At 61.7% G+C, this 13431-nt stretch carries 11 protein-coding genes; all 11 read right to left on the bottom strand.

Annotation, left to right across the window (positions count from 1 at the left end; genetic code table 11):
* Positions 1-32: 32 nt before the first annotated feature.
* The 11 genes from RLCC275e_RS17540 to RLCC275e_RS17490 all read right to left on the bottom strand — a co-directional run bounded on the left by RLCC275e_RS17540 (position 33) and on the right by RLCC275e_RS17490 (position 13307).
* Positions 33-1076, bottom strand: a complete 1044-nt coding sequence (locus tag RLCC275e_RS17540) for a LacI family DNA-binding transcriptional regulator (protein WP_033179783.1) — start codon at positions 1074-1076, stop codon at positions 33-35.
* A 175-nt stretch (positions 1077-1251) separates the two neighbouring features.
* The gene (locus RLCC275e_RS17535; RefSeq protein WP_033179784.1) at positions 1252-2685 is read right to left on the bottom strand and encodes an efflux transporter outer membrane subunit; all 1434 of its coding nucleotides are present in this window, start codon (positions 2683-2685) and stop codon (positions 1252-1254) included.
* A gap of 150 nt (positions 2686-2835) precedes the next feature.
* The gene (locus tag RLCC275e_RS17530; RefSeq protein WP_033179785.1) at positions 2836-5946 is read right to left on the bottom strand and encodes an efflux RND transporter permease subunit; all 3111 of its coding nucleotides are present in this window, start codon (positions 5944-5946) and stop codon (positions 2836-2838) included.
* A gap of 46 nt (positions 5947-5992) precedes the next feature.
* Positions 5993-7204 carry an efflux RND transporter periplasmic adaptor subunit gene (locus RLCC275e_RS17525; protein WP_033179786.1) on the bottom strand — a complete coding sequence of 404 codons (1212 nt, stop codon included), beginning with the start codon at positions 7202-7204 and terminating at the stop codon, positions 5993-5995.
* 168 nt (positions 7205-7372) lie between these two features.
* Entirely contained in the window at positions 7373-7975 is a 603-nt protein-coding gene (locus tag RLCC275e_RS17520; RefSeq protein WP_033179787.1) for a TetR/AcrR family transcriptional regulator, read from the bottom strand.
* A 107-nt stretch (positions 7976-8082) separates the two neighbouring features.
* The gene (locus tag RLCC275e_RS17515; RefSeq protein ID WP_033179788.1) at positions 8083-9027 is read right to left on the bottom strand and encodes a phosphoribosylaminoimidazolesuccinocarboxamide synthase; all 945 of its coding nucleotides are present in this window, start codon (positions 9025-9027) and stop codon (positions 8083-8085) included.
* Between the two features lie 81 nt (positions 9028-9108).
* A complete protein-coding gene (locus tag RLCC275e_RS17510) occupies positions 9109-10851 on the bottom strand; it encodes an SLC13 family permease (protein WP_033179789.1) in 1743 nt (580 codons plus the stop codon).
* A gap of 103 nt (positions 10852-10954) precedes the next feature.
* Complete coding sequence (locus tag RLCC275e_RS17505) at positions 10955-11641, bottom strand: phosphoribosyltransferase (protein ID WP_033180627.1); 687 nt, start codon at positions 11639-11641, stop codon at positions 10955-10957.
* A 14-nt stretch (positions 11642-11655) separates the two neighbouring features.
* Positions 11656-12462, bottom strand: coding sequence for a pseudouridine synthase (locus RLCC275e_RS17500; protein ID WP_033179790.1), 807 nt, complete (start codon positions 12460-12462; stop codon positions 11656-11658).
* A 160-nt stretch (positions 12463-12622) separates the two neighbouring features.
* Positions 12623-12829, bottom strand: coding sequence for a hypothetical protein (locus RLCC275e_RS17495; RefSeq protein ID WP_003542611.1), 207 nt, complete (start codon positions 12827-12829; stop codon positions 12623-12625).
* A gap of 139 nt (positions 12830-12968) precedes the next feature.
* The gene (locus RLCC275e_RS17490) at positions 12969-13307 is read right to left on the bottom strand and encodes a hypothetical protein (protein WP_033179791.1); all 339 of its coding nucleotides are present in this window, start codon (positions 13305-13307) and stop codon (positions 12969-12971) included.
* Between the last annotated feature and the right edge of the window lie 124 nt (positions 13308-13431).

The following is a 13431-nucleotide window of genomic DNA, read 5'->3' as shown; positions in this document are numbered from 1 at the left end:
GGGTTGCCGAGGCAATGAAAGCTTTTTTCATCTTACATGTTCTCCATCTCTGAAGTCTTTTGTGGCGGTTTCGCAGGCCCGGATGATTGACGGACGATCAGCTGCATGGCGACGCGTTTGATCTTCGCGGTAACAAGCACGCCCTCCCGGATGCTGCTTGTTTTTATGGTATCCACCAGCGCCGACACGGCAATTTCGGCAATCCTATCCATGTCCATCCGGACCGTCGTCAGCGACGGCGTAACAACAGACGACCAGATGAGGTCGTCGAAGCCGGTGACGCTGACATCGGTGGGAATGTTGATGCCCGCCTGCTGCAACTCCGTCAGCGCGCGCAGCGCCTGCAGGTCGGAAAGGGCTGCGAAGGCGGTGAAACCTTGGCTGACCTTTTCGGCGAGACCGAGCGGGCAGCCGCTGCCGTTCTCCTGCTCCAACTGGTCGATCCACAGGGTTTCCGAATGCATGCCCGGGCGCATGCCGGAGCGGATGCCGCCGGCGCGGTCGTTCTGGACGTTGGATTCCTGATTGTTGCCGATGATGAGGATACGGCGATGGCCGAGGCCTGCGAGATGGCCGGCGATTTCGAGCCCGCCCTGCCAGTGGTCGGCGGAAACGGTGTTGCCAGGCGTCGAGGGAGTGTCGATGATGGCGACGGGACAGGCGGCGGACGAAATGCGGGTGCCGCGGCGGGGAATGATGACCATGCCGTCAACGCCGCGCTCGACCAGCCGGTTGATCGCCTCGGTCTGGGCGGCGACATCGCCGCGGGAATCGGCGATCAGGACGCCGTAACCGGCGGCGGAGGCGGCGAATTCGATCGCCTGTGCGATCTTCGGGAACAGCGGATTGGCTATATCGGGCAGCACCAGGCCGAGAACGCCGCTGCGGCCGGTCCGCAGCGCCCGGCCGGCCTGGCTCGGGACGTAACCGAGCTCGGCTGCATGCTCGCGAATTCGTTCGACCAATTGACCGGAGACCCGGCCTTTGCCGGAAAGCGCATTGGAGACCGTGGCGACGGAGACGCCGAGCGACGTCGCTATCCTGTTGAGGTTCGGTCCCGGGCGCGATGCTGTCATGACTGACGATCATTCTGATTAATCGTTTAATCAGATTAATAGCTCGGCTTTTTCCGCATGTCGAATCCGAATTCATCTTATGCGCAATTATTCGGTTGCGGCACGCCGCGGATAAGAAAAAGCCCCGCGAGACGATCGCGAGGCTTTGTACTTCTCAGGTCGATTGAAGCAGCTGTCAGCCCCTGACGGCCACAACCTTCGCCGCCGGTGCGGTGGTCTTGCCGCCGGGGGCGAAGCCGCCGCCGACTGCGATGTTCAGCGATACGTAGTCCTTGGCCATCTGCTGGACGGCTGCGGCAAGGCTTGCCTGGGCGAGCGAAACCTGGCGCTGGGCGTCAAGAACGTCGAGCAGCGAAGAAGCACCGTCCTTATAGGATGCGGTCGAAAGTTCGAGCGTTTCCTGCGTGGTCTTCACCTGGGCTTGAAGCGCCGAAACCGTGCGGGCGTCGCGCCGGACAGCCGAAAGTGCATTCTCGACCTGTTCAATTGCGGTCAGTACCGTCGACTTCCAGTTGAGATAGGCCGTCGCGGCATTGGACTGCGCCGTCTTCACGCCGGCGCGCAGGGTACCGCCATCGAAGATCGGCAGGTTGAGGGTGGGGCCGAAGGACCAGGGCGTCAGGCCGCCATGGATGCCACGCTGGTTGATGTAGGCCGGCGAGATCGAGCCGCTGAGCGATATGCTCGGATAGAGCTGCGCCTGGGCCACGCCGATCTGGGCCGTTGCGGCCGCGAGGTCGCGTTCCGCCACTCGGATGTCGGGACGGTTGCGGATCAGGTCGGCCGGGATGCCGGAGGTGATGCCGCCGCGGAATACCGGCTGGCCATAGCCCTTCAGCAGATCATCGACAAGGGTTGCGGCCGGCAGGCCGAGCAGCGTGGCGATGTGATGGGCCGAAATGCGTATGTTGGTTTCGAGGCCGGGAATTTCGGCGAGCGTCGACTGCACCAGGCCTTCGGCCTGAACGACGTCGAGCCGCGAGGCGGCGCCGGCTTCTAGCTGGAACTTGGTCAGTTCGTAAGTTTCCTGACGGGACTTCAGGTTGGCCTTCGAAAGCGCCAGGCGCTGCTGATAATAGCGAACGTCGATATAGCTCGAGACCAGGTCCTGCACGAGGGTCAGCTTGGCAACGTCTGCCGATGCGTAAGCAGAATCGAGCGAAGCGAGAGCGCTCTCGGTGTTGCGCTTGTAGAGGCCGAAAATATCGAGCAGCCAGGTCAGCTGTGCTTCGCCGCCGCTGGTGTTGCGCGTGTCGAACTGCGTGCGCAGCTCGCCCTTCTGGCCGCTGATCGTGTGCGAGGCGCCGACGGTCAGGTTCGGCAGGGCGCCGGCTCCTGCGACGGTGACGTTGGCGGACGCCGCATTTATGCGTTCGATTGCCTGCTGGATTGACAGGTTCTGGTCCAGGCCGGACTGGACGAGGCCGTCAAGCTTGCGGTCTCTGAAGGCGCTCCACCAGGCCACGGTGGTAACATCGCCATCGCTCTTGGTTCCACCCTCTCCGAATTTGGCGGGCAGCGGCATCTCAGGAGGAACATGATCCGGGCCCACAACGCAGCCCGACAACAATAACAATAATGCCGGTGTGGCAAAACGAAGAGATACCATTCATTTCATCCTGTACTCGAGCAAGTCAATTCTTGTCCAAAGCTTCATGCTTCACTATCGGCCGCCGCGCCTCGTTCTACCAAAAACACCATTCCGAAGCATTCGGGCGCAATGTAGCAACGGCAACTGCATTATCACAGTGCATTTATATCACAGTCCTGCCGCATTTTTGCCGCGTGTGGCAAAGATGCGTCGAATGACGACGAAAAACGACGGCACGAAGAAAATTCCGAGCATTGTCGCCGCCAGCATGCCGCCGAGAACGCCGATGCCGATGGCATTCTGTGCCGCCGAGCCCGCGCCTGTCGCGATCGCCAGCGGCACGACGCCGAGAATGAAGGCAAGCGAGGTCATGATGATAGGCCGCAGGCGCAATCGCGCCGCTTCCAATGTCGCCTCGTAGAGCCCCATGCCGCTTTCCATGCGGTCCTTGGCGAATTCGACAATCAGGATGGCGTTCTTCGCCGCCAGCCCGATGGTTGTGAGCAAGCCGACCTTGAAATAGACGTCGTTCGCCTGGCCGAACAGGGTTGCCGCCGTCAGCGCCCCGAGGATGCCGACAGGTACCGCCATGATCACCGAGAACGGGATCGACCAGCTTTCGTAAAGCGCTGCCAGGCAGAGGAAGACGACCAGCACTGAGATCGCGTAGAGCATCGGCGCCTGCGAACCGGATAGCCGCTCCTGATAGGAGATGCCCTGCCAGGCGACCGTATAACCGCCGCCGAGCTCATTGGTCAGTGCCTCCATTTCGTTCATCGCATCGCCGGAGGAAACCCCGGGAGCAGATGCGCCGTCAAGCGGAATGGCGCTGACGGCGTTGAAGCGGGCAAGCGAGGGCGCACCCTTCACCCACTCCGTGCGGGTGAAGGCGGAGAAGGGCACCATTTCGCCGTCATTGTTGCGGGCGTACCAGTGGTTGAGGTCGCTCGGTTGCATGCGGAAGGGCGCATCCCCCTCGACGTAGACCGGCTTGATCTCACCGTTGAGCGTGAAGTCGTTGACGTCGCGGCCGGTGAAGATGATCGACAGCATCGAATTGACCGAGGCGATGTCGACGCCCATGGCGCCGATCTTCTCCTGATCGAGCACGATGCGCATCTGCGGCTCGACTTCCTTGTTGCTGCTGCGCAGCGCCACGATCTTGCCCGAGCTATTGCCCATCTGGATCAGCCGCTTGGAGGCGGCCGTCAGGGCGTCGTTGCCGTGGCCGCCTGTGTCGACGAGATACATGGAGAAGCCGCTCGACACGCCGAGACCCTGGATCGCCGGCGGCAGCAGCGCGAAGACCTGCGCCTCGCGGATCGCAAAGAAGCTGCGCAGCGCACGGTTGACGACCGATTGAGCGCTCAGCGTCGGATCGGTGCGCTGTGCGAAATCCTTGAGCTTGGTGAAGACGATGGCACTGTTCTGGCCGGAACCGCTAAAGCCGAAGCCGAGCGCGCCGAATACGGAATCGACGGCGTCCTTCTCGTTTTCACGATAATATTTCTCGACCTTTTCGACGACTGCCTGGGTCTGCTGCGTGGTCGAGCCCGGCGGCGTGGTGACGATGGTCAGCAGCACGCCCTGGTCTTCCTGCGGCAGGAAGGAGCTCGGCAGGCGGGTGAAGAGATAGGCGCAACCGGCGCCGACCAGAAGGAAGACGAGCATGACGCGGATCGGCCGTTTCAGCAGATAGCCGATGGCGCTGATATAGCCGTTGGTCGAGCGCGTGAAGTTGCGGTTGAACCAGTCGCCGACGCGGTGCTTCCTGTGTTCGCCGACCGGCTTCAGCATCGTGGCGCAAAGTGCGGGCGTCAGCACGAGGGCGACCAGCGCCGACAGCAGCATGGCCGAGACGATGGTGATCGAGAACTGGCGATAGATGATGCCGGTCGAACCGCCGAAGAAGGCCATCGGAATGAAGACGGCGGTGAGGACGAGCGCGATGCCGACGATGGCGCCGGTGATCTCGCCCATCGATTTTTCCGTCGCTTCGAGCGGCGAAAGCTTTTCTTCGGACATGATGCGTTCGACGTTTTCGACGACGACGATGGCGTCGTCGACGAGAAGGCCGATTGCCAGCACCATGGCGAACATCGTCAAGGTATTGATCGAGTAGCCAGTGACCGCCAGCACCCCGAATGTGCCGAGCAGCACCACGGGAACGGCAATCGTCGGGATCAGCGTCGCCCGCAGGTTCTGCAGGAAGACGAGCAGCACCACGAAGACGAGTACGATCGCCTCGATCAGCGTATGCACGACCTTCTCGATCGACAGTTCTACGAAGGGCGTGGTGTCGTAGGGATAGGTGATCTCCACGCCTGCCGGCAGGCCGCGGCCGATGACCTCGAGGGCGGAGCGCACGCGGGCGGCGGTATCGATGGCGTTGGCGCCGATCGCAAGGTTGACGGCAAAACCGGTCGACGGCTGGCCGTTGTACCGCGAACTGCCGCCGTAGCTTTCCTGGCCGATCTCGATGCGCGAGACGTCGCTCAAGCGCACCGTCGCGCCGTCCTTTTCGACCTTCAGGATGATGTGCTCGAAATCGGCAACGGTAGTCAGCTGGCTTTGGGCGGTGATGGTGACGTTGATCTGCTGGCCGGGGATAGTCGGCTGGGCGCCGAGCGAACCGACGGAGACCTGGGTGTTCTGCGCCTGGATGGCTGACGTCACGTCGCTCGGCGTCAACTGGTATTTCAGCAGCTTGAACGGATCGAGCCAGACGCGCATGGCGTATCCCGAACCGAAGACATTGATGCTGCCGACGCCTTCCAGGCGCTGGATCTGATCCTCGATCGAGGTCGACATGATATTGCCAAGGTCGACGGAGTTGCGTTTGCCGTCGGTCGAAACAAGCGAGCCGACGAGAAGGATGCTCGAGGTCGAGCGGGTGACGCTGATGCCGGCATCGATGACGTCGCTTGGAAGCTGCGACTGAACCAGCTGCAGCTTGTTCTGCACCTGCACCTGGGCGATATCGGGGTCGGCGCTCGTTCCGAAGGTGAGCTGTATGCTGGCCGAACCCGTCGATGAGGTCGAGGTCATATAAGTGAGATCGTCGAGGCCGGTCATGCCATCCTCGATGATCGTCGTCACCGATTTCTCGACAGTCTCGGCGCTGGCACCGCGATATGTGGCGTTGATGCGAACCGTCGTCGGGGCGATGTCGGGATATTGCGAGATCGACAGCGTGAAGATCGCCAGCAGGCCGGCGAGCATGATGGTGATCGCAATGACCCAGGCGAAAATCGGACGTCGGATGAAAAACTTGGCCATCGGTTGTTCCTGTGCGGCTGAGACGGTGACGAGCGGGGCTCAGCGATTACTTCGCTGCAGGCTTCTGCGCGTCACCGGCCGCGGGCTGCTCGGCAGGCACGACCACGCCGTTGTCGTTGATCTTCATCGGGACCGGCTTCACCGGCATACCTGCGGTGATCGACTGCAGGCCGCTGACGATCAGCTGATCGCCGTCCTTGATGCCGTCGGTCACGAGCCAGGAATTGTTGGAGGGCGAGCTGTTCTCAAAGGCGCGGGTTTCGACCTTGCCGTCGGCGGAAACGAATTGTGCCGTCAGCCGGCCGTTGGCGTCACGGCTCGTCGCCAGCTGCGGGAGCGAATAACCGGCCTCGGCGCCGAGCTCGACGGTTGCGCGGACATACATGCCCGGCAGCACGATACGGTCGGGATTGGGAAAGAGCACGCGGATGATGAATGTGCCGGTGGTCTCGCTGACCACCTGCTTCGACATGTCGAGCTTGCCCTGCTGGTTGTATTCCTTGCCGTTTTCGAGGATCAGATGGAAGACGACATTGGCTTCGCCCTTGATGTCGCCAGCGGCCATCGCATCGCGCAGCTTCAAGAGGTTGGTGCTCGATTCCGTCAGCGAGATGTAGATCGGATCGAGCTGGCGGATCGTCGTCAGCGCCGTCGTCTGGTTGGCAGAGACGACGTTGCCGACATTAACGGCCGTCTGGTCGATGATGCCATCGAAAGGGGCGACGATCCTGGTGTGGTCGAGGTCGATCTGTGCAGCGGAAAGCGAGGCCTTTGCCGACTCGACTTCCGCCTTGGCCTGGAGCAGCGTCGTCTTGGCAGTTTCGAATTCGATCTGGGTGGCGCCACTGCCGACGAGGCGCTGGTAGCGGTCGAGATTGCTTTCAGCGCTCGGCACGCTGGCTTGCGCCTTGGAGATTGCCGCCTTGGCCTGCTCGACGGCAGCGATATAGGGTGCATCCTCGATCTGGTAGAGAAGGTCGCCCTTCTTGATTTCGCCGCCTTCCTTGAAGGCGATCTCACGGATGAGGCCGCTCACCTGCGGCCGGATATCGGCTGTCTGAAATGTCTCGGCACGGCCGGGCAGGATCGTGGTGATCGGGAACGTGCCCTTGGTCAGCGTGATCACGCCGACGGGGGACGCCTGTTGTGCCGCGCCTGCGCCCGCATTGCCGGCGGGCTTGGAGCCATTGTCGCTGCAGGCGGCGAGAAGGGCTGCGAATGCCAGAGCCGAGGAGATGAGGAGGGCACGCCGTATCATGCTGAATTCCTGTGCGGTGGCAATCGCCGTTCAATCCACGCGCTCGGCCCACGGGCTCGGCTGGGCCGAGCGCAGGCTTATATAAGCGTCAGGATTGGTTTGGCTTCAAATGCCGTTATCCGAATTTAAGAAAAGCTTTACGAAGTGACGTAATTCAGCAATCATCACTTAGCAAGCGCTATTTTGCAGTGCGGCATCGACGAAACACACGATTTTTTCGGCGCGATGCACGAGCGTCTCCTTGTCGTCGCGGGCGATCATGACAGGGTGCAGCACGCAGGCCAGGACATCTGCGACCGTATGTGCCGCGCTCTTTGGATCGCGGCAATGATAACGTCCCTCCGCCATGCCTTCGCGGATGATTTCGCCGAGCTTCGCTTCGATGCGGGCGCGATAGCGATTGCCGGCCTCGAGTTTGGCTTCAATCGTCGAAAGCACCATTTCGAAGATGTAAGGGTTCTTCTGGATGTCCTGCAGGTGGCTTTCCAGCAGGCGCAGGATGAAGCGGAGCAGTTGTTCCCTCGGCGGCAGCTTCTCATCGAAGGCGGCGAAGCGCTCGGCGGCATCGTCGAGATGGCGTCCGGCGATCGCATCGACCAGCGCGACCTTGGAACGGAAATGCTTGAAGACATTGGCGGGCGACATGTGGAGCGCGCCGGCGATATCGGCGATCGACACCGCAACGAAGCCGCGCTCGCGAAACAGCATCTCCGCCATGGAGAGAATGTCTTCCCGCGTTTCCTCGGCCTTGCGTCTTGGCCTTCTTACCATCTGTTCCCCGCCGGGCTGAGCCCGATACCCCTTTTTTCGATGCTAGCGCGATTGGAAGGAATGCCGCAAGCTGATGATCGGGCCGGCGGCTTTCGTCTGTCGCCTTTTCAAGGAAAATAGGGAGCGAGGTTGTTTCGGACACGGGCAAGCGGCGTCTCGCCGCTATCATCTGGGACAAAGCGCTCGCCGGTGATCGCCTCGTAGGCTTTGATATAGACGGCCGAGGTCTGCTCGATCAGTTCGGCGGGGATTTCCGGGATCTCGTCCTTATAGGGGTCGCAGCGCTCCGCCACCCAGGCGCGAACGAAATCCTTGTCGAAACTTTCCGGGCGTTTCCCGGCGGCAAAGCTTGCCGGATAGCTTGCGGCAAGCCAGTAGCGACTGCTGTCCGGCGTATGGATCTCGTCGGCGAGGATAATGTTGCCGTCACCGTCGGTGCCGAACTCGTATTTGGTATCGACCAGGATCAGCCCGTTTTTCGCCGCCACCTCCTGGCCGCGGGCAAAGAGGGCGAGCGCATATGTCGACAGCGTCTGCCATTGCTCTTTCGTCAGAAGGCCACGCGTGACGATTTCGGCCGGCGTCAGCGGTTCATCGTGGCCGCCGTCGAATTCCTTGCTGGTCGGCGTGATGACAGGTTCGGGCAGGATCTGGTTGTCGCGCATGCCATCGGGCAGACGCATGCCGTACATGTCGCGCTCACCCTTTTTATAAAGCGTCAGGATCGAGGTGCCGGTGGTGCCGGCGAGATAACCGCGCACGACGATCTCGACCGGCAGGATGTCGAGCCGCTTGCCGATGACGACATTCGGATCGGGATAGTCGAGAACGTGGTTCGGGCAGATGTCCTTCGTCGCCTCGAACCAGTAGCGCGCTGTCTGCGTCAGCACCTCGCCCTTATAGGGGATGCAGGTGAGAATGCGGTCGAAGGCGCTCAGCCGGTCGGTGCTGATAATAATCCGGCGTCCGTCCGGAAGATCGTAATTCTCGCGCACCTTGCCGCGATAATAGTTCGGCAATTCCGGGAAATGGGCTTCGGAGAGAATTCGCACGGCGCTCGACTGTCCTTCATTATTGGGTGAAGACTTCCTGCTCTAGTTTCATTGCTGGGGAAGTCAAGCCGATCGCGTATCTCACAGCCAGAACAGACCGGTAAGAAGCAGGGCGAGGCCGTAAGTTGTGACGGCAAGCGGCCAGCCGGCGCGCAGGAAGTCACGGAAGCGGTAGCCGCCGATGCCCATTGCCAGCGTGTTGTTGTGATGGCCGAAGGGCGTCAGGAAATCGAGCGACGCGCCGGCGGCGACCGCGATCAGATAGGCGTCCGGCGTATGCCGGCCGGCTTTTGCGAATTCCAGTGCGATCGGCGCCAGGATGATTGCGACCGTCGCGTTGTTGACGAAAGGCGTCAATGCCATGGCGAGGAAGAGGATGAGGGCGATGCCGGAGAGCGGATGAGTGATCGGCACGACGAGGCTCAGCCAGCCGGCAATGGTTTCGGCCGCTCCGGTGCTGGCCACCGCCTGGCCGATCGGGATCATCGCCGCCAGCATGATGATGATCGGCCAATTGAGATCGGCCATCGCCTGACGGATGTTCAGATGATTGAGCAAAGCGAGCACGAGTACGACGCCGGCAAAAGCGACGTCGGGACGCAGGCCGGCCGCCGAGGCGGCGACGCCGCAGGCAAAGAGCGCGAAGGGCCGCCAGGAGAAGAAGGCTGGTTCGGCCGCTGCTGTCGAGGCGAGCGGCAGGCACTCGCTTTCCTCCAACGCTTCTCCGATTGCAATGCGTGGCCCCTCCAGCGTCAATATATCGCCGATCGACAATTGCAGGTCGAGGAAGCGGCCCTCGATGCGCGGCGCGCGCATGGAAAGAGCGGTGACTGCAACGCCACGAGAATGGAAGACTTCAAGCGAGCGCACGCGCGAACCGACCAACGTGCTTTCCGGCATGACGACGGCTTCGACACGGCTTAAATCCGGCTGCAGACCATCCGAGTGGGCGTCGGCGATCAACGCCTGTGTGGCGGCAAGGCCGGCAAAGACCGTATCGGCGCCTTCGGCAAGCAGCACGTCGCCCGGTTCGATCACCAACTGGTCGAGTGGACCGAAGACGAAATTGTCGTCGCGGATCAGCGCGTGCGGCTTGATGCCGAAACGCACTGGACAATCGGAAAGCCGCACGCCGATCAGCGGCGAAACGTCGGGGATGCGGCGCTCGACGACGATGCGGCGCGTAGCCGGAGAGGTCGTTGACGGTGTTTCGTCGGGTTCCGGAAACAGGCGCTGCACGCGAAAGGCGATGAGCAGAATGCCGGCGACGGCGACCGGCAGGCCGACATAAGCGAAATCGAAGAAGTGAAAGCCGGTTCCGGTCGCCTTGGCGAGCGCATCGCTGACGAGCAGGTTGGCCGGTGTGCCGATCAGCGAAACGAGGCCACCGAGCAGGGCCGCGAACGAGACCGGCATGACGAGCTGGCGGCGGGGGATCGTCAGGGCCGTGCCGAGACGTAGCGTTACCGGCAAGGTGATCGCAAAGGCGCCGATATTGTTCATGAAGATGGACATGAAGCCGGCAAGCGCGGAAGTGCCGGCGATGACCTTGAAGTCCCTGGGTCTTGCGGCCGCGAAGCGGGCGGCGAGCCTGTCGAAGAGCTTGGTGCGCGCCAGCACCTGGACGATCAGCAGGATCTCGACGACGGTGATGACGACGGGACTGGCGAAGCCGGTGAAAATCTGATCAGCGGGATAGAGGCCGAGCGCATAGCCGCCAAGCAGTCCGGCGATCGAGACCACCTCGATGCGGATGCGATCGAGCGACAAGAGAATGAGCATCGCCAGCAGAAGGATCAGCAGGGATGCTTGCTCGAACGACATGGGCGGGTCCGTTGTTTCATCGATCAGGCGGGACTGTAATCGTTCCTCATGCGCTGTACAGAGGTGCCTTCAGGCGAGGGTTGAGCAATCCTCATATCGCGCGTCAGGCTGGTGGTGCCTGCCACCGGCCCGTGGCGTCCCGCTGCAGGATGGGGGTTGCGAAGACGCCGACGGTGCACGCGCTCCATTGCGGCCCGGCGGCTGCAAGGCTTTCGCGCCAGCGCTCCGATTGCAGCATGGCCGCACCGATGACGACGGGTTCGATGCCGCAGGCCATCAGCAGATGCAGGCCGGCAACGATCGAGGCGCCGCTGGAAATGACGTCATCGATGAGGGCGACACGCCGTCCCTGAAGCAGCGGCAGCATGCGTGGGTCGATATAGAGACGTTTCTGCTGTGTCGGCGTGGTGATCGAAGACAGGGCGACGGAGAGCTCGTCGCGATACCAGAATTTGCGCGAGGTGCCGAGCGGAACGTAGCGGCTATGGCCGAGCTTCTGCGCCACGGCGGCGGCCAGCGTCAAGCCGAGCGTCGGCAGGCCGGCGACGACATCGATGCTCTTGGGCCTGATCTTTTCGGCGAGGCTTTCGGCGAGCGCATCGAGCACGGCGAAGCTTGCCTGGTTGACGATCAGCGAGGCGAGAGCGTGATCGCCATCCGCCAGCTCACGGATCGGCAGGCGAAGCTGGCGGCCGTCTTCAAGCATGGCGACATAGAACGAGGCGAATTCCCCATCGACGGCAAAGGTGCCGGGCGGGTGAATCTCCTGCCAGAAATCGTGCGGTGCCATCTCCGTCACACCGGTCAATTGCGTCTCGTCCTTTCCATGCCGGTTCTCCGGCGTAGCGCCTGCAATTCCGGTTCGGTCAGCGCGCGCACGGCGCCTTTCGGCAGTTCGCCGAGTTCGAGCTCGCCGATTGCGACGCGCACGAGACGCAAGCATTCGGTTCCGAGCGCCTCCAGCATGCGGCGGATCTGGCGGTTGCGGCCCTCGTCGAGCTCGACCTCGATCCATGAATTCCTGTCGCCCTGGCGCAGGCGCCGCGCGGCGGTCGCCGTCAGCAACTCGCCGTCGTGGCGGATGCCCGATGTCATTGCGGCAATGTCCTCGTCGTCCATGAGGCGGTCGATCTGGACATGATAGGTCTTCGTCACATGCGTGACCGGATCGAGCAGGATCTGGGCGAATTCGGTGTCGTTGGTGAAAAGCAGCAGGCCCTCGCTCGCTTTGTCGAGCCGGCCGACGGGAGAGAGATGCGGGATGTCGAAATCCCTGAGACAATCATAGACCGTCGGCCTGCCTTCTGGATCGTGGCGAGTGGTGACGAGACCGCGGGGCTTGTTGAGCATCAGATAGATTTTCGCTTCGGCAGCAATGACGAGGCCGTTGATGCTGATGCTTACCTTGGCAAGATCGACCCATTCGGAGGTATCGCTGACGATACGGCCGTCGACGGCAACACGATTTTCGGCAATCAGGCGTTCGGCCTGCGTGCGGGAGCAATAACCGAGCTTGGAAAGGGCACGGGGAAGGGTGACCCGCTTGGCCGCTGCGTTATCTCCGGGCTTTGTCCGCTCACGCGTCTTGTGCGGTGGGCGCCGCTCCCTCATCTGTCATCCTTGTCCTGCTTTTGGTGCCGCTTTTTTGGCATGAACGGCGCAAGGATGCCAGCAAGGCAAATGAAAAACGAGGGGGAATAACAGGCGCCGCAAAAAAAGGCCCAGCGCTTTGGGATAAAGCGCCGTCACGGCTTGACAGGGTGGCGCTGCCTCAGCGGCAGGCCATGAAGCCGGCCAGTTCCTTACGGCTGACGACGATACCGGCGGCGGCCTTGACCGGGTCCGGATGTGTGTAGGACAGACTAGGCATTTCCGGCAAATCGAGTGCCTGGCGCATATTCATGATGCCGACCGCATAGCGGCCATTGGCGCTGTCGACGCTGACTTCGATAATGCAGTTGGCCCGCTTGTTTTCCATGGTAGTCCTCCCTTCATTTTTTTATGTTCCCATAGCTCACATTAAAAATTGGTTTTTCTAAGACATAAGCATTCACGCACCCTGCCGAAAAACGGATCGGCGGGTGCGTAAAAGCCGGTTTATGATGGATGTGGCGTGTTCAGCGCCACCAATGGCGAGGCTGCGGCTGCGGACTACCGGAAAGCAGGTATCCGGCAATGAAGCCAATGGCGCCTGCAAGCACCAGAGCCGTGGTCGTTGCGGTCGGATGCTCGCGGGCGGCGTCGGCGGCAGCGACACCTTCTGCCCGGATCTGGGCGACGGCGTTCTTTGCCCGGGGCAGGGCTTCGTCATAAGCCTTGCCGGCGCGGCCGCGCACTTCGTAATAGGCTTCGGCGCCCTGCGCGGAAATCATCTTCTGCAGGCGCGAGACTTCCTGCTGGAGTGCGGCGATGTCCTTGCTGACAGATGCTCTGATATCATCGGTATTGGCAGCCATGTCGGTCTCCTTCCTTCAATGGGAAAGACAACACCCAACTCGGTGATAGGTTCCGAAATCTTAGCCGCTGATTTGTGACGGAAATTTAAAGTCCGCCGTCGGACGCGCTTTAATCCTCCGTTAA

It is taken from the genome of Rhizobium brockwellii (assembly GCF_000769405.2).
GTDB lineage: Bacteria > Pseudomonadota > Alphaproteobacteria > Rhizobiales > Rhizobiaceae > Rhizobium > Rhizobium brockwellii.
This window is presented reverse-complemented; position numbering and strand designations above follow the sequence as displayed.

Excerpts from the sequence above, each read along its gene's own strand:
- RLCC275e_RS17510 (WP_033179789.1), bottom strand. The coding sequence starts at position 10,851 with ATGTCGTTCGAGCAAGCATCCCTGCTGATCCTTCTGCTGGCGATGCTC.
- RLCC275e_RS17505 (WP_033180627.1), bottom strand. The coding sequence starts at position 11,641 with ATGGCACCGCACGATTTCTGGCAGGAGATTCACCCGCCCGGCACCTTT.
- RLCC275e_RS17500 (WP_033179790.1), bottom strand. The coding sequence starts at position 12,462 with ATGAGGGAGCGGCGCCCACCGCACAAGACGCGTGAGCGGACAAAGCCC.
- RLCC275e_RS17495 (WP_003542611.1), bottom strand. The coding sequence starts at position 12,829 with ATGGAAAACAAGCGGGCCAACTGCATTATCGAAGTCAGCGTCGACAGC.
- RLCC275e_RS17530 (WP_033179785.1), bottom strand. The coding sequence starts at position 5,946 with ATGGCCAAGTTTTTCATCCGACGTCCGATTTTCGCCTGGGTCATTGCG.
- RLCC275e_RS17525 (WP_033179786.1), bottom strand. The coding sequence starts at position 7,204 with ATGATACGGCGTGCCCTCCTCATCTCCTCGGCTCTGGCATTCGCAGCC.
- RLCC275e_RS17540 (WP_033179783.1), bottom strand. The coding sequence starts at position 1,076 with ATGACAGCATCGCGCCCGGGACCGAACCTCAACAGGATAGCGACGTCG.
- RLCC275e_RS17535 (WP_033179784.1), bottom strand. The coding sequence starts at position 2,685 with ATGGTATCTCTTCGTTTTGCCACACCGGCATTATTGTTATTGTTGTCG.
- RLCC275e_RS17520 (WP_033179787.1), bottom strand. The coding sequence starts at position 7,975 with ATGGTAAGAAGGCCAAGACGCAAGGCCGAGGAAACGCGGGAAGACATT.
- RLCC275e_RS17490 (WP_033179791.1), bottom strand. The coding sequence starts at position 13,307 with ATGGCTGCCAATACCGATGATATCAGAGCATCTGTCAGCAAGGACATC.